The organism is Vibrio sp. Vb0667 (genome assembly GCF_033391095.1).
In genome coordinates this window covers 270,090-291,185 of sequence record NZ_JAWPOL010000003.1, presented here as the reverse complement: position 1 = coordinate 291,185, position 21,096 = coordinate 270,090, and the positions used below count along the sequence as shown (strand labels likewise).

Below are 21,096 nucleotides of genomic sequence, written 5' to 3'. Positions count from 1 at the left end.
TTATAATTGAACTACAACAATGTTTTCACCTTTTTTAAAGGTGATTTTTTTCGATTCAGGCATGATGTCCCATTCTACTGACTTATGCTTTTCGTTGAGATTGATAAAATTACCAGATTGATTTAGATCAATTTTTAGAGTGCTACTTTCTGTCGTTTCGAGCGAAATTCCCATTGAGTCACGATTAATCGTGATTATTTCTCCTTCAATTGTTACATCGCATCGTTCTTTTTGTGAACAGTCAACGCTATTAACACTCTCGTGTGTAAAGGTACGCCAGAAAAATGCGCTTATTAAAACACTGAGCATGATTAAGATTTGTGCAAGTCGCGCCTTTGTTAACTTTTGTGCAGGCATAATTACTAATATCCTTGTTACAAACTTCAAACTTTTTAAATAAAAAATGATTTCCAGAGGTCCAGTAAGGTTACTACCCTGTCATTGAATTGTTAATTCAAGTATAGTGTCACGCTGAAAATGCCACTTTTTATTAAAGTCAGCAATGGAAATAAGGTGATGATAACACTTGAATTCTAGAGTTTACTTGGGTGGTGTTACGACGCAAGTCGTGTTGGAAGTAAAAGTGTAGTTAATTAGAAATTGGAAGCATGCAAATGAGCCAAGTAAAGCAGCTTGAACAAAACTACAACTATACAGTCGTTCGCCAATTTACCCTTGTGACCATTTTATGGGGCATAGTTGGTATGGCTGTTGGTGTTTTGATTGCCGCTCAATTAGTTTGGCCACAGCTAAACTTTGATACGCCGTGGTTGACGTACAGTCGCTTACGTCCACTGCATACTAATGCGGTAATTTTTGCGTTTGGTACCAGTGCTCTGTTCGCAACGTCTTATTATGTTGTACAGCGCACATGTCAAACACGTCTTTTTGGTGGCCCACTCGTTGCCTTCACCTTTTGGGGTTGGCAAGCAATCATCCTGGCAGCAGCCATTACTTTGCCTCTCGGTTTAACATCGGGTAAAGAGTATGCTGAGCTAGAATGGCCTATTGATATCGCAATTGCGCTAGTATGGGTATCATATGCGGTGGTGTTCTTCGGCACACTAGTGAAGCGAAACACGTCACATATTTATGTGGCAAACTGGTTCTTCGGTGCCTTTATTATCACAGTAGCAGTACTTCACATCGTGAACAGCATGGCTATTCCTGTGTCACTTGGTAAATCTTACTCGATTTACTCGGGCGCAGTGGATGCGATGGTTCAGTGGTGGTATGGACACAATGCGGTAGGTTTCCTACTGACCGCTGGTTTCCTAGGTATGATGTACTACTTCGTTCCTAAACAAGCTGAACGTCCTGTTTATTCTTACCGTCTATCTATCGTTCACTTCTGGGCACTTATTTCTCTATATATTTGGGCAGGCCCTCACCACCTTCATTATACAGCGCTACCAGACTGGACTCAGTCTCTAGGTATGGTTATGTCGCTGGTTCTATTTGCTCCTTCTTGGGGTGGTATGATCAACGGTATTATGACGTTATCTGGTGCATGGCATAAGCTTCGTTATGACCCTATCCTACGTTTCCTAATCGTTTCACTGTCGTTCTACGGCATGTCTACCTTTGAAGGCCCGATGATGTCGATTAAGACGGTTAACGCACTTTCTCACTACACAGACTGGACCATTGGTCACGTTCACTCTGGTGCGTTAGGTTGGGTTGCGATGGTCTCTATCGGCTCTGTATATCACTTGGTACCTCGCCTATTTGGCCAAGAGCGTATGTACTCTGTTGGTCTAGTTAATGTGCATTTCTGGCTAGCAACAATCGGTACCGTTCTTTACATCGTTGCGATGTGGATCTCTGGTGTAATGCAAGGTCTTATGTGGCGCGCGGTTAACTCTGACGGTACGCTAACTTACAGCTTTGTTGAGTCTGTAGAAGCGTCTTATCCGTTCTACTTTGTACGTTTCCTAGGCGGATTTATCTTCCTATCAGGTATGTTCCTAATGGCATACAACACGTACAAAACGGTAAGTGCACCTAAAGAAAGCCTAAAAGCTATCCCACATCCGGCATAAGGAGATTTAAGAATGAGTAATAATTCTAATAATCGCCATGAAATCTTAGAACGTAATGTCGGTTTGTTGGCTATTTTTATCGTGTTTGCTATCAGTTGGGGTGCTCTTGTAGAGATCACTCCTCTGATTTTCCAAAAGCAAACGACTGAACCTGTAGAAAATCTGCGCGCTTACACTCCTTTGGAGATGGAAGGCCGTGATATCTACATCCGTGAAGGTTGTAACGTCTGTCACAGCCAGATGGTTCGTCCTTTCCGCTCAGAGACTGAACGTTACGGTCACTACTCTGTTGCTGGTGAGAGTGTTTGGGAACACCCATTCCTTTGGGGCTCTAAGCGTACAGGCCCGGATTTAGCTCGTGTTGGTGGTCGTTATTCTGACGAATGGCACCGTGTTCACCTGTTAGATCCTCGTGAGCTTGTACCTGAGTCAAACATGCCAGGTTTCCCGTGGCTAGCTGAAAACGTTTTAGACGGTAAGCTAACTCAGAAGAAACTTGAGCTATTTCGTGATCAGTTCGGCGTTCCATACACTGATGAAGAGATCGCGAATTCGGCTAAAGAAGTAGAAGGTAAAACAGAGATGGATGCAATCATCGCTTACCTTCAGTCTCTTGGTCATGCAATGAAGTAAGGGGATCATATGGATTTCGGTACAATTCATAGTATTTATACCGTTGTACTCTTCGCTAGTTTTATTGGCATCGTATGGTGGGCATTTAGTAAAAAGCGTAAAGCACGCTTTGAAGAAGATGCCAACTTGGTGTTTGCTGACGAAGAACAAAAGACCCCTAATAACCAAGGAGTGAAGAAGTAATGACTACATTCTGGAGTCTCTGGATTATCGTGATTACTGTCGGTACGCTAGTAGGCTGTGCGATTCTCCTGACTTGGTGCGCTAAAGATAAAATGGGCGTCGAGGAAGGGGAAGACATGGGCCACGAGTACGATGGTATTCGCGAGCTAAACAACCCTCTACCAAAGTGGTGGACTTACCTGTTTGTAAGCACATTTGTGTTCGCAGCAGTTTACCTTGCCCTATTCCCAGGTCTAGGTAGCTTCAAGGGCTTTTTAAACTGGCAGAGTTCGGCTCAAACCGTTCGCTCACTAGAAGAGTCAAAAGAAGCCATCGCTGCAGCACAAGAGAACAAGCAACTAAACCAATATGCAAAAGAACTGGATGATGCCGACGCTTACTTCGGCGAAGCATTCCGTAAACTTGCGCACAATGACAGTGGTCTACGCCCAATTCCTGAAATTGCGCAAGATCCTGAAGCATTAAAAGTTGGTCAGCGTTTGTTTTTGCAAAACTGTTCTCAATGCCATGGCTCTGATGCACGTGGTCAGAAAGGCTTCCCTAACCTGACTGATGATGCATGGCTATATGGTGGCGAGCCAGCAGCGATCGTTACAACCATCATGCACGGCCGTATTGGTCAAATGCCAGCATGGAAAGATGCCCTTGGTGAGCAAGGTGTTCAAGAAGTTGTAAGTTACACACTTAGTCTATCTGGTCGTAAAGTAAATGCTCGTGAAGCCGCGGCAGGTAAAGCACGCTTCGTAGTGTGTGCAGCTTGTCATGGTACCGATGGTAAGGGTAACCCTGCAGTCGGTGCGCCTGACCTTACAGACCAAGACTGGTTATTTGGTGACTCTCGTGCAGCTGTAACAGAAACCGTAATGAACGGACGCTCAGGCGTAATGCCTGCGTGGAAAGACATTTTGGGTGAAGATAAAGTTCAGCTCGTTGCCTCATATGTCTGGAGTTTAAGTAACTCAGAGAGTAAGTAACTGAGATATTACGTAACATAGCAATAACAGCCCCTTTCATAGGGGCTGTCTTTCCTTTAAATTTAACGCCTTACATTTTTTCATTTAGCTGTTGAGAACTTTTTTATGGTAAAGCCTTGGTATAAACAATTTTGGCCGTGGTTCCTAATCATCCTTCCTCTTACTGTCGTAGTTTGGACTGTGATTACTGTGGTCGTTTTCTCGAACAACTCTGTTTCTTTAGTCGCCGAGGATTACTATAAAAAAGGCAAAGGCATTAATATCGACATTAGTAAAATGAATGTCGCTCGTGACCTAGGTCTTAACGCTGAGATTTCCTCTGAAAATAACAATGTTGTGATTGTTTTCGCTAAAGGGAAGCTACCTCATTACCCTGCTCTAACGGCCACTTTCACTCATCGTACTCTTCCTGATCGTGACTTCACAAAGCTTGTAACAGCGGATGCATCTGGTAATTACCGACTAAAAGCTGAGGAATCTATTCAAGGACCATGGTTTGTTGAACTACAACCACACGACAAGCAATGGATGATCCAAGGTAAAGTTGAGTTTCCTGCCTCTTCAACACCGTTAATGAAGTAAGCATATGTGTAAATCCTGTTATCACTGCGGTGAAGATGTACCAGCCAACACGGATTTCAAAGTAGAAATATTGGGTGAAATTCGCGACATGTGTTGTCCGGGCTGCGAAACTGTGGCGCAGACTATTGTCGATAGTGGTCTTGTATCATATTACCAATACCGCACTGCGCCTGCAGAAAAGGCAGACCTAGTACCAGAGCAACTCCAAGCTTTAATTCATTATGACAATGCGGATGTACAATCTGAATTCGTACGAAATCGCGAAAATGTTTCTGAAGTAACCCTTTCTTTGGAAGGCGTTTCATGTGCCGCTTGTGCGTGGTTAATCGAAAAGCAAGTTTCTAATACGGCCGGGTTGGTATCTATCCGTGTTAATACAACCACCAATCGAGCGTTACTAGCCTGGGATAAAACTCAGGTACGGTTAAGCGAGCTCCTTTCCGTTATTCATAAACTTGGTTACAAAGCTGCACCTTTTGAAGCAGATAAGCAAGAAGCCTCTTACCATCGAATGATGAAGCAATATCTATATCGGCTAGGTATTGCAGGTTTAGCAACCATGCAGGTCATGATGCTCGCCGTTGCACTGTATCTCGAAGTCTTTGGTGATTTAGAGCCAGAGTTTAAAAGTTACTTTCGTTGGGTAAGTTTGATTTTTGCTACTCCTGTTTTGCTTTATTCCGCTCTTCCATTTTACTTAAACGCATGGCGCAGTATCAAAGGCCGAACCCTTGGTATGGATGTCCCGGTTTCTATTGCGTTGATCTTTGCCTATGTTGCAAGTTTAGTTGCAACAGTAACTGAACAAGGCGAAGTCTTCTTTGAATCTATCTCGATGTTTACCTTCTTTTTGTTAGTAGGTCGATTCTTAGAGATGCGCGCTCGTCGCAAAGCTGCTGCAGCGAGTGGTAACCTTCTTAAGTTGATTCCGGCAATTGCTACAACGCTGGACGGTGATCAGATACCCGTGAAGACGCTAAAAGTTGGCGATCGTATTCGCGTTCTACCTGGTGAACATATCCCCGCTGACGGTAAAGTTATTTCAGGCCGTATTCATATTGATGAATCCATGCTAACGGGTGAGTCAGTGCATGTTGTGAAACGAGAAGGCGATATTGTTTATGCGGGAACGCTAAACGGAGACGAATCATTTGAACTTGAGGTAGTAAGCTCAAAGGCCGATTCAATGATTTCTAACATCGTGCGTTTACAAGATGAAGCTCAACACTCCAAACCTAAAATTGCGGAAATTGCAGACATTGTCGCCCGTTACTTTGTTGGTGTGATTCTTATTATCTCTGCTGGTACTTGGTTTTACTGGCATCAAACAAAACCAGATGATGCGTTTTGGATCATGCTGTCTGTGCTAGTCGCTACGTGTCCATGTGCGCTATCTCTGGCCACACCGACCGCACTCACTTGTGCTACCTCTAGAATGGGTAATTTTGGCATTTTACTTCGTAAAGGCCATGTGTTTGAGACATTATGTAAGATCAACCACTTAGTTGTAGATAAAACAGGCACTCTAACGAAAGGTGATATTGAGATCTGTGATACAAAAGTGTTGAGTGATCTTCCAAAAGAAGATTGTCTCTCTCTAGCCGCAGCATTAGAAGCTCATGCAAACCATCCTATCGCTCGCTCTTTTGCAAGTTACGCCAATGATGACTTTATCGTGTCTGATGTGCAAAACGTGATTGGGTCAGGGATTGAAGGGATATGGAATGGCAAAATCGTTAAGATAGGCAGTGCGGCTTTTGTTCAAGGCAAAGAAAGTGGTGAAAGCCAGGCGGTCTATCTGTCGGTTGATGGCAAGCATGTCGCTAGCTTTTACTACCGCGACCCTATCCGAAAAGAAAGCAAAGCCTTTATTCAACGTTTTGCTGACGCTGGAATTAAGACAACCCTGCTAACTGGTGATTCTCTCTCAAACGCCCAACCAGTGGCGAATGAAATTGGTATCGATCACATCGTCGCGTCAGCAAAGCCAGAAGATAAGCTTGCATACCTTAAGAGCTTGGACGAAAACAGTATCACTATGATGGTTGGTGATGGAATCAATGACGCGCCGACTCTCGCCGGAGCTCACCTTTCTGTCGCAATGGGCGGTGGTACAGATGTCGCTAAAGCTTCTGCAGATATGACGTTACTTGGGGATAATCTCGAAAAGCTACTAGAAGCACGTTTGCTTGCACTGCGTACAAGAAAGATTATTCGAGAAAACTTGGCTTGGTCTTTGGGTTACAACCTGTTAATTTTGCCTTTGGCGGTCGCAGGTTTAGTGGCTCCCTACATTGCAGTAGTTGGCATGTCTGCAAGCTCAATTATCGTTGTATCTAACTCTTTGCGCCTGCTCAAAGAGAAATAAGTAGAGAAAGCAAACATGGAAAGTCTTTATATATTGATTCCCATCGCTATCGTTCTCGTTTGTGTTGCTGTCGCCGTTTTTCTTTGGGCGGTAAGAAGCGATCAGTTTGAAGATCTTGAACGGCAAGGGCACAACATTCTTCTCGACGAAGAAGACCAATCTAATAGTGATAAAAAGTAGCGACCTTTATGACTCCTGATTTTATCGGTGCGTTGATGATCGGCTTAGTAGGAGCCGGTCATTGTATGGGTATGTGTGGTGGTATCGCGTCTCTGCTTACCATGGGCTCTTCTGCTAAAAATAAAACCACCCCTCTTATCCCCCTCTTCTACAACCTCGGACGATTGATCAGTTATACCTTAATAGGAGCATTAGTGGGTGGTGCTATATCAGGTTTATCTGAGCTTAGTGGGTTAACGCATTCTCTTGCTTGGTTAAGGCTGATTGCTGCGTTATTCATGATTCTGGTCGCGCTGTATATTGCTAAATGGTGGCAAGGCTTACTTTTAATAGAAAAGCTAGGGCAGTATCTCTGGTGCTTTATCTCGCCGGCAGGGAAGAGTTTGTTGCCATTAAAGCATCCTCTTCACGCGTTGCCATTTGGCTTTATTTGGGGTTGGTTACCATGTGGTTTAGTTTATTCAGCGCTTACTTGGTCGGCGGTTTCTGGTAGTGCGATGAACGGCGGCCTAATTATGCTTGCGTTTGGGCTCGGAACGCTACCTGCAATGCTTATTATTGGATACGGTGCCAATCATTTTCAGAAATTACAAAAATCATTAATATTTAGAAATATTTCAGCATTAATCCTTATTGGCTATGGTACGTATACCGCTGTAGGAGCCTTAGCATTACTCGGTTTCATATAACGTTAAACTCTATTGAGGTGACATTTTTGCTACCCTTTAGGATTAAGCGATGCTAAAATATTGATGTATATCAAATAGTGAAAGGTTGTTATGATTTCTGAAAAACCTGCAACAAAGCGTATCCAATCAGGCGGTTGCGCCATTCATTGCCAAGATTGTAGCATTAGTCAACTGTGTATCCCGTTCACTCTAAATGAGGCAGAACTTGACCAGCTTGACCAAATCATCGAACGTAAGAAGCCTATTCAAAAAGGACAAGAGCTTTTTAAGGCCGGTGATGAACTAAAATCGCTATACGCTATCCGCTCTGGTACCATCAAGAGCTATACGATCACAGAGCAAGGTGATGAGCAAATCACAGCGTTTCACTTAGCTGGAGACTTAGTCGGTTTCGATGCTATCACTGGTGACTCCCACCCTAGCTTTGCTCAAGCACTCGAAACGTCGATGGTATGTGAAATCCCATACGAAATTTTAGACGATCTATCGGGTAAAATGCCTAAGCTTCGCCAGCAAATCATGCGTTTGATGAGTAACGAAATTAAAGGTGATCAGGAAATGATTTTGCTTCTTTCTAAAAAGAACGCAGAAGAGCGACTAGCTGCTTTCCTTTACAACCTATCAACGCGTTTTTCTCAGCGTGGCTTCAGCCCTAGAGAGTTTCGTTTAACTATGACTCGTGGTGATATTGGCAACTACCTTGGTCTTACAGTCGAAACGATCAGTCGTTTGTTAGGTCGTTTCCAGAAATCTGAGATCCTAAGCGTAAAAGGTAAATATATCACTATCTTAGACCACGATGCATTGATGGAACTTGCTGGTGTAACTAAAGAATAATACACCCTAATTATTGATGTAGCTCGAAAATGAGCTACATCATATTTCTCATAAATTCCTTTCGAAAGTCCTCAAAAAGTTCTCCAAACTAAGCTACAGTAAAAATGTACGGTGAGTACTCCAAAATACTGATTTAATTTACATTCAGAATCTGGTTTTGCAATAGAAGTGGGCTTAGTTATGAGTATATACAGTAAGATCCTTGTTGTAGCTGACATCAATAATGATGAGCAGCCCGCACTTGCAAGAGCTGTTCAATTAGCTCAGAAAAGTGTATCTAGAAGCCGAATCACTTTCTTTTTATCCATTTACGATTTCTCGTATGACATGACGTCAATGCTATCAGTGGATGAAAGAGATGCTATGCGTCGAGGTGTCATTCATCAGCGTGAGCAGTGGATGCGTAAAATTGCTCAACCATACCTAAACGATGGCTTCGACTTTGATGTTTGTGTTGTCTGGCACAACCGTCCTTATGAGGCGATTATTGCTGAAGTCTATGCAGGCAATCATGACCTAGTCATCAAAGGCACACGTAAGCATGATGTTTTAGAGTCTGTCATTTTTACACCGACAGATTGGCACTTGTTGCGAAAATGCCCTATTCCAGTGCTTCTTATTAAGAATGCTGCTTGGCCGGAACAAGCAAGTATCCTTGCCTCAGTACATGTGGGCTCAGAAAACCCGACTCATATTGATCTCAACGATACGATGGTCGAGCGATTAAAAGAAATCACCACTCGGCTTGAGGCCAAGCCATATCTTGTTAACGCCTACCCCGTTACACCGGCGAACATTACGATTGAACTTCCTGAATTTGACCCAACGACTTATACCGATGCAGTGCGAGGTCATCATTTAACGGCTATGAAAGCACTACGCCAAAAACATGGTCTTGATGAAGAACAAACGATAGTTGAGCAAGGTTTACCTGAAGATGTCATTCCGGCAGCTGCAGAGCGCTTGAATGCTGCAATGGTTATTTTAGGTACTACAGGGCGAACTGGGCTTTCTGCTGTCTTTATTGGTAATACAGCGGAGCACGTAATTGATAAAATAAATTGCGATGTGTTGGCTCTAAAACCAAAAGGCTACATTAGCCCTCTCGACCCAAATACAGCAACCTAATCTCTCCTTAGTATTGCTATGTATTGAGCGCTTTCAAATAAGCGCTAATAAATCCCCCCAATACAGGGGGATTTTTGTTTGGGAACAGTTAAAGCGTTGGGTACAAAAAAGGAGGTCTAATTGACCTCCTTTTTTACGAGTTAGATGTTCGTAACATCGATGAACATTGATTCATCAATATTCGTCGAAGAAACGACAGCCTCATTAAATTCATACTCTTCGCGGTTACCTTCACGATCTAGCGGTAAGTTAACAAAGTCGAACAATTCGCGGTCTGCTAGTTGGCTTGGGCTTACGTTTTGAATTGATTTAAAAATCGCTTCCACACGCCCTGGCGTCTTCTTATCCCATTCAATCAACATTGCTTTTATAGATTGACGCTGAAGATTCTCTTGAGAGCCACAAAGGTTACACGGAATAATTGGGAAATCCTTGTGCTCAGCGTATTTGATCAGATCTTTTTCACGACAGTAAGTCAATGGACGAATGACCACGTTACGACCATCATCAGAGCGTAGCTTTGGTGGCATCGCTTTAAGGCGAGAGCCGTGGAACATATTCAAGAACATTGTTTCGACGATGTCATCCATGTGATGACCTAGCGCAAGCTTAGTTGCACCAATCTTCTCTGCAAATGAATACAGCGTACCACGTCGCAGGCGTGAACACAGACCACAAGTGGTTTTGCCTTCTGGTACCTTCTCTTTTACGACGGAATAAGTGTCCTTATCGACAATATAGTAAGGGATATTCAGTGTTTCGAAATACTCTGGCAGAATGTGCTCAGGGAAGCCCGGTTGTTTTTGGTCTAGGTTTACCGCAACCACTTCAAATTTGATCGGTGCGGCTTTTTGAAGATTCAGCAGGATATCAAGCATCGCGAATGAATCTTTACCACCGCTAATACATGCCATCACAACATCGCCTTCTTCGATCATGTTGTAATCAGTAATGGCATTTCCAACATGTCTTCTCAGGCGTTTCTGAAGCTTGTTGAATTCTAGGGTTTCTTTTCTTGTATCTATTTGGTTCATTGCGGGCTCTCACATCGCCGATAAATCGACTAGGACTTCCTAACATGGGTTTCTTTGGGGCGTGGATTATACGAGCTTTTTACGCAGGATTAAATGCTTGTCTTATTGAGTCTTTAAGAAAAGAGTGTGAAAGATACTTTAGTTACGGTCACAACTGAAAAAAGAGCCGCAATTGCAGCCCTTTCTAAACTCTCAGTGTTCACTTCTTTGCGTTAGGCAGATAAGGTAGCACTCGCATCGTCGGTTCTGGTAGTGTCATTGTGCCACCTTGCCCTATTTCACTTAGTGCGACTTGTATCTTGCCATTGACAATTGGCTTTTCGGTTCCGTTTGAGAAAATCACTTTATCATTCAGTTGATTTGCAAACTCCATCGTCACACCTTGAACTTCCGGTGTAAACCAACCCGCAAATATACCGCCTAAATCTTCCAGCATCGTCTGCATTTGAGGTAGAAGAGGCTTAAGTTGCTCGTAAGAAACGTTACCCTGTAATGGTTCTTTGGTCATCACGACAAGTGAGTAATCGCAACGTGTATCTTTTGGGGTATCGACAAAAACCAACGGATTCGCTGACTTTAAGTTTTTATCAACTGGTAAAGGCAACTCTTGTGAAGCAGGGATAACAAACTCTTCATAGTGCTCTTCTTTTTCCATCCAAGCTTTTTCTATCGTACAAATTTGTTTAGTTTTTGCGTCCACAAAAAAGACACCAACTTTCACATCGTCATGCCCTTCTTTATTGTTGTTTTTTAGTTGAGTATATAACTTTGAGTACGTGAACATGTACTCTTGAGCTTGGGTTATCGGCGATGCAAGAATTAGCGCCGCACTTCCCAACAGACTTAGGCTTAACTTTTTCATTTTATCCGTTATTTTATTGCGTCCAGTAGGCGTTGTTATGACGAATCATAGCGCGAAGATCGTGTACATAGGCGATGCCACGTTCAGAATAGGCTAGCAACCCATGCGTTAACTCTGACGCGGTTGCGACCGTTAACAAGCCCTTGTTCTTTTCAGCCAGAGATGTTCTGATTTCACGCAGGTCTGCATACGCTGGGTTTCGATTAACATTCATAAAGTAGCCATGAACAGACTGTTGTACAGAATCGAATTTTTCAACTTCATGAACTTTGTTAGCGCCACGTTGCGCTGGAACAATTCCACAGCCCTTTTTATAACACCATTGGCCGAACAAGTTGTTTGCTTGAGTAGCAAAACGAGAAGTGCCCCACGCAGATTCATTTGCCGCTTGAGTTAGAACCAACGCTTCTGGTAAGACGTTCACTCTCACAAGCATCTCGTCTAGCCATGCTTGATCAATCTTATCGTTACTCAAGGGCAACGAATACAGAGATGATAACCGCTGAGCATACTCTTGTTGTTCTTGCGTCACTTGTCCCACCTTTAAAGAGGTAAGAAAGGCCCGCTCATGACGAATTCGTTGATTCTCAAGAGCAATTTTAGGCCTTAAAAAATCAAAAAAAGCAGCTTTTTTCTCTTTCGTATCTTTTATTGAATTGAAGTCTGGGATATCACCGATGTATGGCAAGTGTGATAAATCGACATGCTTAATCTTGCCAGAGAGTACGTCAGGATTTTCCACATATTTAAACTGTTTCTCGTAGTGTAAATATGGGCCTATAGAAATGAAAGTGGCGGCTATACAGGTTGCCGCCACTCGTAAACTTATTGATTTCAAAGAATTAGGCATCAAACACCTGTGAGTTACCATCGTGATCATTATCGTTTTTCTGTGTTGTAACGATCTTAAGCTTAATTCCAAACATTTCGCGGTAGAGTATGCCTTTCAAATGGAAGAAGAATGGCAGCACAAAAATCAAGCCAATACCGTAGAACATTGCTGCAATAATAAACATTAACATCACGCCTAAGTAAAGCCCCGCGACCACAAAAATCTTCTTGTTGATTGCGCGAAGTGATAACAGCAACGCTTGCATTGGTGGCACCCTTTTCTCACAAATCAACAAAATAGAGTGACTAAATGCCAAGGAAAGATACAGCGACAGTAAAGGAAAAATCATACCAACTACACCTTGTAGCATTAAGCTCATGAGCGTTGCTAGAATAACAGGAATGGTGAACTGCAACCCCTTTCCAACATGGCGCAACTTAGTCTTCAGGCCAGCGACATGGCTCATAGCCATCAAGCTGATCCCCGCATAAATTGGTGCGCTAATCACCTCATAACTGAAATTCGCGACATAAATAGAAGACACAATATCGTTTGTGAACGACTCTGGGTTCTCAAATGCATCAAGAATAACGGTCAAATCGCCCAACTGCAGTTTTAATGCAATATAGAAAATACCTAATTGGACAAAAAGCAATACAATAATGGCAGGAGAAAATGATAAAAAGTGCTGGATGGTTGCTCGCCAAGCTTCGTTAAAAACCGCGCCAGCTTTAAGCTCGTAGTTGCCAGACAAAGCTCGCTCTACACTCCCCCCAAGATTGAAATCTTTCTCAAAATCGTCGTTCATAGTTTATCCAAGACTAACTTGTAAAATTTTGACTGGAATTCCAGTCAATTAATGTAATCGTCATTATAAAGAAATCTTTCCACATCTAACATCACAACTCACCTACAATCCTTGCAATCTCAACTGTATGGTTGATAATTAACCACTTTCAAGGTCATGAAATTGAAACAATTGTTGAACAAAGTTTAGTGCTATCAAACTGTGTCTAGATGCCAATTAATCTCATAAAAACAGTATGGTAAGGAATGATGGCTTTTTCCTGCAAAATTATTTCTGTTTCAAGATAAGAAAATGCTTTAATTTCACACTTTTGGTGATTATGATGCGCGCCTCAAAAGTGAATGGTTAGTGTCACATCAGCTGGGATAATCCCGGCTTGAACGTGGGGGAAATACAGACGTTGAACGCAAAACCGCAAGCAGGAAAGCCAGTTATTCGTTTATCTGGTATTAGTAAAAGTTTCGATGGTAAGGAAATCATCGGTAATTTAAATCTGGATGTTAATCATGGTGAATTTCTGACGATTCTCGGGCCTTCTGGTTGTGGTAAGACAACAGTTTTACGCATGATTGCAGGTTTTGAAACGGCAGATAACGGTCAAATTATTTTGGATGACCAGGATGTAACACAGGTTCCTGCAGAGCAAAGGCACGTCAACACGGTATTTCAAAGTTACGCATTGTTTCCACACATGACCGTATATGAGAATGTCGCTTTTGGTCTTCGTATGCAGAAAACGCCTACTGCGGACATTGAACCACGAGTAATGGAAGCGCTACGCATGGTGCGCCTAGAAAAAATGGCACAGCGTAAGCCTCATCAGCTTTCTGGTGGTCAGCAACAACGTATCGCCATTGCGCGTGCGGTTGTTAACAAACCAAAAGTACTGCTGCTAGATGAATCTCTATCTGCACTTGATTACAAACTGCGTAAGCAAATGCAAATCGAGCTTAAACAGCTTCAGCGTCAACTTGGTATTACCTTTATCTTCGTTACGCACGATCAGGAAGAAGCCCTATCGATGTCTGACCGCATTATTGTTATGCGCGACGGTGTTATCGAACAAGATGGCTCTCCACGTGAGATTTACGAAGAGCCGAAGAACCTATTTGTTGCTCGCTTTATCGGTGAGATCAACGTATTCAACGCAACAATGCTAGAGCGTATCGACGAGAAACGTATCCGTGCAGAAATCGAAGGTGTCGAGTCTGTTGTTTACTACGATCAGGAAGCGCAAGCAGGTGAAAAACTGCAAGTACTACTTCGCCCAGAAGACTTACGTATCGAAGAGATCAAAGAGTCTGAAGAAAAAGGCATCGTAGGTCACGTAACAGAGCGTACCTATAAAGGTATGACGCTTGATTCAGTTATCCAATTGGATTCAGGCATGCGTGTAATGGTTAGCGAATTCTTTAACGAAGATGATCCTGATGTGGACCACTCACTTGGCCAGAAAGTCGCTATCACTTGGGTTGAGAGCTGGGAGGTAGTCCTCAATGATAAGCAAGAAGATTAATCTTCAAAACGCGATCATTACCTTAATCGTCGGTTGGTTAACACTTTTCGTGTTGGTACCAAATGTGATGATTATCGGTACGAGTTTCTTAACGCGTGATGAAGCAAACTTAATCGAAATGACATTTACTTTCGACAACTACTTACGTCTACTCGATCCCTTGTATGCGAAAGTGCTGATGCACTCGTTCTACATGGCGATTGTGGCGACGTTGTTGTGTTTAGTAATTGGTTACCCATTTGCTTACATCATAGCGAAAATGCCAGAGAAATTGCGCCCATTCATGTTGTTCTTAGTTATCGTACCTTTTTGGACAAACTCTCTTATCCGTACTTACGGCCTGAAGATTGTTCTGGGTACACAAGGTATTTTGAACAAATCATTAATGGCGATGGAAATCATCGATAAGCCATTACGTATTATGTACACCGAAACAGCAGTAATGATTGGCCTTGTGTACATCCTGCTTCCATTTATGATTCTGCCGCTTTACTCGGCAATCGAGAAGTTGGACAACACTTATATCGAGGCGGCGAAAGATCTTGGTGCGAACAAGTTCCAAACCATTACGAAAGTGATTCTACCTCTTACAATGCCTGGCATTATCGGTGGTTGTTTGTTGGTTCTGCTACCAGCACTAGGTATGTTCTACATCTCTGACCTTCTTGGTGGTGCGAAGAACCTACTGATTGGTAACGTTATTAAGAGCCAAGTATTGAACGCTCGTGACTGGCCATTTGGTGCTGCGACCAGTATCGCCCTCACCTTCGCAATGGCTGTGATGCTTTACGCTTACTACAGAGCAGGCAAACTATTGAATAAGAAAGTGGAGCTAGACTAATGGGACGCACAGTTAGATTTAGCTTTATGGCGCTGGTGTATGCATTTTTGTATCTGCCAATCATCGTCTTAATTGTTAACTCATTTAATGCCAACAAATTTGGTATGAAATGGGGTGGTTTCACCACGAAATGGTACGAAACCTTAGTAAACAACGATAGCCTAATGCAAGCTGCATGGCATTCATTGAACGTAGCGGTATTCTCAGCGACAGCAGCAACCATCATTGGTAGCTTAACGGCCGTTGCCCTATTCCGTTACTCGTTCAAAGGTAAGGGTGCGGTAAACGGCATGCTGTTTGTCGTGATGATGTCTCCAGATATTGTAATGGCGATTTCATTACTTGCTCTGTTCCTGGTATTGGGCGCACAGCTTGGCTTCTTTACACTATTGATTGCTCACATCACCTTTTGTCTACCATTCGTTGTGGTAACTGTATACAGCCGCTTAAATGGCTTTGATGTGAAAATGTTGGAAGCAGCAAAAGACCTTGGTGCAAGCGAGTGGGTTATCTTGAAACAGATCATCCTTCCTCTCGCTAAACCAGCGGTTGCCGCAGGTTGGTTATTGAGCTTTACCCTGTCTTTGGACGATGTGATCATCAGTTCGTTTGTAACGGGTCCAACATACGAAATCTTGCCATTGAAGATTTACTCAATGGTTAAGGTGGGCATTTCACCGGAAGTTAACGCCCTAGCAACGGTGATGTTGATTGTTTCTTTGGTCTTGGTAGTAATTTCTCAGTTGCTAGCAAGAGAAAAAGTGAAGTAGAATCCGCACCTGTTAACATCACGAAACAGAATGGTTACATGCCATTCTGTTTTTCTATCTATCGTCCAAAATTGGACAACGTTTGGTTTGGAGCTAACGTCAATGAAAAAATGGGCTACTCTATTAGCTGGTAGTGCATGTGCGCTTTCTCTGTTCTCTGGTACAGCGACAGCGGATGAGAAAGAACTAGTATTTATGAACTGGGGTCCTTACATCAACAGTAATATCCTAGAGCAATTTACTAAAGAAACTGGCATCAAAGTGATCTACTCGACTTACGAGTCGAACGAAACTTTGTACGCAAAGCTAAAAACTCATAACCAAGGTTATGACCTAGTAGTACCTTCAACGTACTTCGTGGCGAAGATGCGTGACGAAGGCATGCTACAAAAGATCGATAAGACTAAGCTGAAAAACTTCGGCAACCTAGATAAAAACTACCTAGACAAGCCTTACGATCCAAGTAACGACTACTCTATCCCACACGTTGTTGCGATTACAGGCCTAGCGGTTAACGCAGATATGTACGATCCAAACGACTTCCAAAGCTGGGCTGACCTATGGAAGCCTGAGCTTGAAGGTCAAGTAATGTTGATGGACGACACTCGTGAAGTGTTCCATATCGCTCTGCGTAAACTTGGCTACTCAGGTAACTCAAAAGACCCTAAGCAAATCGATGAAGCGTACGCTGAGCTACAAAAGTTGATGCCTAACGTTTTAGTTTTCAACTCTGACAACCCTGGCGCACCTTACATGTCTGGTGAAGTGGGCGTTGGTATGCTTTGGAACGGTAGCGCCGCAGCGGCACAAAGTGAAGGCCTGAACCTTAAACTCGTTTTTCCTAAAGAAGGCGGTATCGGCTGGGTTGATAACTTCGCTATCTCTTCCGGTGCGAAGAACGTAGAAGCCGCTCACAAGATGATTGACTTCCTACTGCGCCCAGAAATCGCAGAGCAAATCTCTCGTGATACTGGCTACCTAACGGCGGTGGAAGAATCGAATGCTAAGTTTAAAGACGTTGCACCACTGTTCCCTTCTCAAGAAGACCTTGACCGCGTTGAATGGCAAGATGCGGTTGGTGATCTAACCGTTAAATACGAAGATTACTTCCTAAAGCTGAAAGCGGGACAATAATCTAGCTTGTGTAACAAGTCATCAACCATAGGAAAATAGGCAGCAATACGCTGCCTATTTTTGTCTTAGGCTGATATAATCGCGCGTTGCTAGGTTTGTTTGTCTTGGTATCATAGATTTATCGTCTCATAACAAGGAGACAACGATATTCAAGCTAAATGAACATATTTGTGCTTACTGCGATTTGGCTCAACTTGATAACTCCAGCTAGTATTGACTTGTCCAATCGCGAAACAAAACGGAAAACAAATGAAAAGTAAATTCTACGCAAGCGCTCTATGTGCAGCGACGCTCATCGCTACCCCTGCAATGGCTGCTGATCAAGAACTGTATTTCTACAACTGGTCGGAATACATTCCAAACGAAGTTCTTGAAGACTTTACAAAAGAAACTGGAATCAAAGTTATTTACTCTACATACGAATCTAACGAGAGTATGTACGCAAAACTAAAAACTCAAGGTTCTGGTTACGACTTGGTAGTACCGTCTACCTATTTCGTCTCTAAAATGCGTAAAGAAGGCATGCTACAACAGATCGACAAAGATAAATTATCTCATTTTACCGATCTTGATACTAACTTCCTAAACAAACCGTTCGATCCGAACAACAACTACTCTATCCCATACATTTGGGGTGCGACCGGTATTGGTATCAATGCTGACATGCTAGACAAGTCATCGGTTTCTAAATGGGATGATTTCTGGGATAGCAAGTGGGAAGGTCAACTAATGCTGATGGATGATTCTCGCGAAGTATTCCACATTGCATTGACTAAGCTTGGCTACTCACCAAACACGACTAACCCAGAAGAAATCAAAGCCGCTTACGAAGAACTGAAAAAGCTAATGCCAAACGTATTAGTATTTAACTCAGACTTTCCTGCAAACCCTTACCTTGCGGGTGAAGTTTCACTAGGCATGCTTTGGAACGGTTCTGCATACATGGCTCGTCAAGAAGGCGCGAACATCGACATCATCTGGCCAGAAAAAGGCACTATCTTCTGGATGGACAGCTTAGCTATTCCAACTGGCGCGAAGAACGTTGGCGCCGCTCATAAGATGATCGATTTCCTACTACGTCCTGAGAATGCAGCTAAAATCGCACTAGAGATTGGTTACCCTACTCCAGTTAAAACGGCACACGATCTGCTACCGAAAGAATTTGCTAATGATCCAAGCATCTTCCCACCACAAGAAGTGATGGACAGCGGTACTTGGCAAGATGAAGTTGGCGAAGCGAGCGTAATGTACGATGAGTACTTCCAAAAGCTAAAAGTGAATAACTAATTCGTTAGTTTTAAAGATATGAAAAAGCGGCTCATGAGCCGCTTTTTTGCTCTTAATGACAAGACAAAAACTCTTCCTGTTGAAGTTATTACGCTCTTTCTTTTCCTTCTAGAGCCAGTATCTCGTCAACTAATTTTGGAACCTCAACGCTTGCTTTTCCGTAGCGTTTCTCCTCAAATTCACTTTCTACCGCACTAGGTTCTAGGTTAATTTCAATGGTATGTGCGCCGTGCATTTTTGCATCATGAACAAAACCTGCTGCGGGATACACAACGCCAGAAGTCCCAATAGAAATAAACAAATCTGCTTCTTCTAATGACGCGTAGATATCACCCATTCGCAGTGGCATTTCACCAAACCAAACAATATGTGGTCGCATTTGTGAAGGGATCTGACAACAGTGACAAAGTTCGCCTGTCTTAATGTCCTCATTGTGCTCTACTACTTGGTTAGATTCACTACAGCGGGCCTTGAGCAACTCACCATGCATGTGAATCACATTCTGACTGCCGCCTCTTTCGTGAAGGTTATCTATATTTTGAGTGATGACCGTCACTTTACCTTCTAACTCAGCCTCTAGACGACCTAATGCTTCATGCGCTGCATTAGGCTTTATCGCATTATCTTGAAGTTTCTTGCGGCGTTGGTTGTAAAAGTCTTGAACAAGGTCCGGATCGCGAGCAAACCCTTCAGGCGTTGCTACATCTTCGATACGGTGATTCTCCCATAGGCCATCTTGCGCACGAAATGTTTGAATACCAGATTCGGCCGAGATACCTGCACCAGTAAGTACTACAATATTTCTATAAGGGAAATTCATAACTCATCCTTGCTGTTTTTTCATTAGCTTAACACTGAAAGAATAGCAACAGTAGTAATATGGATTAGACCATAGTCGTAATGGTCACTATTAGAATTACAATTTAAGAGGAACAGCAATGAGACAAGTATCTCTAACGTTTACATTGCTTCTGACTTTGGCAGGCTGTCAACTTACCAATGTTGACAGCGAAGTCGATGATGTAAAGGTAAGAGTCAGCACCAATGATGATGACCATCGAGGTAATGGTAATTTCTGTCCTCCAGGCCAAGCCAAGAAAGGCAATTGCTAAAAGAGCGGCTTTATGCCGCTCCCATATTGGCCTCAATCCTCGTTGGTCGAAGATATTTTATGAATGGCTAGGTCAGCGCCATTGAATTCGTCTTCTTCTGAAAGCCTTAGTCCCATACTGGTATTAATCGCGCCGTAGACTGCAAGCGCCCCAAGCACTGCGATGGAAAGGCCCAAAAGCGTTCCTAGAAGCTGAACGATAATGCTCACGCCACCTAGCCCACCCAATGCGCTTTGACCAAAAATCCCAGCGGCAATACCACCCCAAGCGCCACATACACCGTGTAAAGGCCAGACACCTAGCACATCATCAATCTTGGTTTTGTTTTGTAGGTGGGTAAAAAGATAAACAAATAGCACGCCAGCAATCGCACCTGTCACTAAAGCACCGATAGGATGCATTAAGTCTGAGCCCGCACATACAGCAACCAAGCCAGCTAGTGGGCCGTTATGAATAAAGCCAGGGTCATCCTTACCAGCCAACAGTGACGCGACAATGCCCCCGACCATTGCCATCAATGAGTTCATAGCCACCAAGCCACTTATGCCTGACACGGTTTGAGCTGACATGACGTTGAAGCCAAACCACCCCACACATAAGATCCAAGCTCCCAAAGCCAAAAACGGAATATTCGAAGGTGCAAAGTTGGTATGCTTTCCTGCTCGAACTCTGCCTTTTCTCATGCCCAAAAACACAACGGCAACCAACGCTATCCAGCCGCCAACACCATGCACAACAACTGAACCTGCAAAGTCGTGAAAGCCATAACCAAAGGTATTTTCAAACCAAGCTTGAACACCAAAGTTTCCGTTCCAGATCATTCCCTCAAATAACGGGTATACGATGCCGACAGTGAAAAATGTTGCGATTAGAATCGGATAAAAACGAGCTCGTTCTGCGATACCACCAGAAACAATAGCAGGAATCGCTGCAGCGAAGGTCAGCAAGAAAAAGAACTTCACCAACTCGTAACCATTGCCTTGAGATAATGTCTCTGCATCAGCAAAGAAGGTGCCGCCATAAGCGACCCAGTATCCAATAAAAAAATACGCGATGGCGGATATACCGAAATCAGCCAATATTTTAACTAAAGCATTAACTTGGTTCTTTTGGCGCACGGTTCCTACTTCAAGGAAAGCAAAACCAGCATGCATCAAAAAAACCATGATTGCGCCAAGTAGTAAGAAAAGTGTGTCGGAACTTTGCGTGAGAGTTTGTACAGCGCCGTGTACCTGATTGGCAGTTACACTCATTATGATTGTCTCCGTTGATCTGTAGCGCACT

General features: G+C 43.2%; 23 protein-coding genes. 16 read left to right on the top strand and 7 right to left on the bottom strand.

Annotated elements, in window-relative coordinates; genetic code table 11:
- Entirely contained in the window at window positions 1–357 is a 357-nt protein-coding gene (locus R8269_RS06530; RefSeq protein ID WP_213907248.1) for a hypothetical protein, read from the bottom strand.
- A gap of 257 nt (window positions 358–614) precedes the next feature.
- Here R8269_RS06530 and ccoN point away from each other — a divergent pair, with 257 nt between their 5' ends.
- From ccoN to uspE, 10 genes are all read left to right on the top strand, one after another.
- Window positions 615–2,042 (top strand): cytochrome-c oxidase, cbb3-type subunit I, encoded by a 1,428-nt coding sequence (gene ccoN / locus R8269_RS06525; protein WP_005396488.1) that lies wholly within the window; start codon window positions 615–617, stop codon window positions 2,040–2,042.
- 12 nt (window positions 2,043–2,054) lie between these two features.
- Window positions 2,055–2,675 (top strand): cytochrome-c oxidase, cbb3-type subunit II, encoded by a 621-nt coding sequence (ccoO, locus tag R8269_RS06520; protein ID WP_005377475.1) that lies wholly within the window; start codon window positions 2,055–2,057, stop codon window positions 2,673–2,675.
- A 9-nt stretch (window positions 2,676–2,684) separates the two neighbouring features.
- Complete coding sequence (locus R8269_RS06515) at window positions 2,685–2,858, top strand: cbb3-type cytochrome oxidase subunit 3 (RefSeq protein WP_005377485.1); 174 nt, start codon at window positions 2,685–2,687, stop codon at window positions 2,856–2,858.
- The gene (ccoP, locus tag R8269_RS06510) at window positions 2,858–3,832 is read left to right on the top strand and encodes a cytochrome-c oxidase, cbb3-type subunit III (RefSeq protein ID WP_005377487.1); all 975 of its coding nucleotides are present in this window, start codon (window positions 2,858–2,860) and stop codon (window positions 3,830–3,832) included. The genes R8269_RS06515 and ccoP overlap by 1 nt, the downstream gene beginning before the upstream one ends.
- Window positions 3,833–3,937: 105 nt before the next feature.
- A complete protein-coding gene (locus R8269_RS06505; RefSeq protein ID WP_005377489.1) occupies window positions 3,938–4,414 on the top strand; it encodes a FixH family protein in 477 nt (158 codons plus the stop codon).
- 4 nt (window positions 4,415–4,418) lie between these two features.
- Window positions 4,419–6,782, top strand: coding sequence for a heavy metal translocating P-type ATPase (locus R8269_RS06500; RefSeq protein ID WP_213907247.1), 2,364 nt, complete (start codon window positions 4,419–4,421; stop codon window positions 6,780–6,782).
- Between the two features lie 15 nt (window positions 6,783–6,797).
- Entirely contained in the window at window positions 6,798–6,962 is a 165-nt protein-coding gene (ccoS, locus tag R8269_RS06495; RefSeq protein WP_005377493.1) for a cbb3-type cytochrome oxidase assembly protein CcoS, read from the top strand.
- Between the two features lie 8 nt (window positions 6,963–6,970).
- Window positions 6,971–7,651, top strand: coding sequence for a sulfite exporter TauE/SafE family protein (locus R8269_RS06490; protein ID WP_213885302.1), 681 nt, complete (start codon window positions 6,971–6,973; stop codon window positions 7,649–7,651).
- 90 nt (window positions 7,652–7,741) lie between these two features.
- Complete coding sequence (locus R8269_RS06485) at window positions 7,742–8,488, top strand: FNR family transcription factor (RefSeq protein ID WP_005377497.1); 747 nt, start codon at window positions 7,742–7,744, stop codon at window positions 8,486–8,488.
- 180 nt (window positions 8,489–8,668) lie between these two features.
- The gene (uspE, locus tag R8269_RS06480) at window positions 8,669–9,616 is read left to right on the top strand and encodes a universal stress protein UspE (RefSeq protein WP_005377500.1); all 948 of its coding nucleotides are present in this window, start codon (window positions 8,669–8,671) and stop codon (window positions 9,614–9,616) included.
- 140 nt (window positions 9,617–9,756) lie between these two features.
- On the opposite strand, the gene ttcA is transcribed toward uspE, so the two are convergent.
- The 4 genes from ttcA to R8269_RS06460 form a co-directional block, all read right to left on the bottom strand.
- Entirely contained in the window at window positions 9,757–10,650 is an 894-nt protein-coding gene (gene ttcA, locus R8269_RS06475; protein WP_005377502.1) for a tRNA 2-thiocytidine(32) synthetase TtcA, read from the bottom strand.
- A 199-nt stretch (window positions 10,651–10,849) separates the two neighbouring features.
- On the bottom strand, window positions 10,850–11,512 hold the full coding sequence (locus R8269_RS06470) for a DUF2987 domain-containing protein (RefSeq protein WP_005377504.1): 663 nt from the start codon (window positions 11,510–11,512) through the stop codon (window positions 10,850–10,852).
- A gap of 13 nt (window positions 11,513–11,525) precedes the next feature.
- Window positions 11,526–12,362 carry a glucosaminidase domain-containing protein gene (locus R8269_RS06465; protein WP_017634900.1) on the bottom strand — a complete coding sequence of 279 codons (837 nt, stop codon included), beginning with the start codon at window positions 12,360–12,362 and terminating at the stop codon, window positions 11,526–11,528.
- A complete protein-coding gene (locus tag R8269_RS06460; RefSeq protein WP_005377508.1) occupies window positions 12,355–13,152 on the bottom strand; it encodes a hypothetical protein in 798 nt (265 codons plus the stop codon). Before R8269_RS06460 ends, R8269_RS06465 begins: the two co-directional genes overlap by 8 nt.
- A 400-nt stretch (window positions 13,153–13,552) precedes the next feature.
- Here R8269_RS06460 and potA point away from each other — a divergent pair, with 400 nt between their 5' ends.
- The 5 genes from potA (at window position 13,553) to R8269_RS06435 (ending at window position 18,700) form a co-directional block, all read left to right on the top strand.
- Window positions 13,553–14,668: a spermidine/putrescine ABC transporter ATP-binding protein PotA gene (potA, locus tag R8269_RS06455; RefSeq protein WP_017634901.1), complete on the top strand. Its 1,116-nt coding sequence runs from the start codon at window positions 13,553–13,555 to the stop codon at window positions 14,666–14,668.
- The gene (gene potB / locus R8269_RS06450) at window positions 14,649–15,509 is read left to right on the top strand and encodes a spermidine/putrescine ABC transporter permease PotB (protein ID WP_318222487.1); all 861 of its coding nucleotides are present in this window, start codon (window positions 14,649–14,651) and stop codon (window positions 15,507–15,509) included. Before potA ends, potB begins: the two co-directional genes overlap by 20 nt.
- Window positions 15,509–16,279, top strand: a complete 771-nt coding sequence (gene potC / locus R8269_RS06445) for a spermidine/putrescine ABC transporter permease PotC (RefSeq protein ID WP_005389180.1) — start codon at window positions 15,509–15,511, stop codon at window positions 16,277–16,279. Before potB ends, potC begins: the two co-directional genes overlap by 1 nt.
- A gap of 102 nt (window positions 16,280–16,381) precedes the next feature.
- Window positions 16,382–17,413, top strand: coding sequence for an extracellular solute-binding protein (locus R8269_RS06440; RefSeq protein WP_161440757.1), 1,032 nt, complete (start codon window positions 16,382–16,384; stop codon window positions 17,411–17,413).
- A 249-nt stretch (window positions 17,414–17,662) separates the two neighbouring features.
- Entirely contained in the window at window positions 17,663–18,700 is a 1,038-nt protein-coding gene (locus tag R8269_RS06435; protein WP_258476651.1) for an extracellular solute-binding protein, read from the top strand.
- Window positions 18,701–18,788: 88 nt separating this feature from the next.
- On the opposite strand, the gene cobB is transcribed toward R8269_RS06435, so the two are convergent.
- Entirely contained in the window at window positions 18,789–19,520 is a 732-nt protein-coding gene (gene cobB / locus R8269_RS06430) for a Sir2 family NAD+-dependent deacetylase (RefSeq protein ID WP_005377522.1), read from the bottom strand.
- A gap of 118 nt (window positions 19,521–19,638) precedes the next feature.
- Between cobB and R8269_RS06425 the strand changes: the two genes are divergently transcribed.
- Entirely contained in the window at window positions 19,639–19,812 is a 174-nt protein-coding gene (locus tag R8269_RS06425; protein WP_258476650.1) for a hypothetical protein, read from the top strand.
- Window positions 19,813–19,844: 32 nt separating this feature from the next.
- Here R8269_RS06425 and R8269_RS06420 read toward each other — a convergent pair whose 3' ends face one another.
- On the bottom strand, window positions 19,845–21,065 hold the full coding sequence (locus tag R8269_RS06420; RefSeq protein ID WP_258476649.1) for an ammonium transporter: 1,221 nt from the start codon (window positions 21,063–21,065) through the stop codon (window positions 19,845–19,847).
- Window positions 21,066–21,096 lie beyond the last annotated feature (31 nt).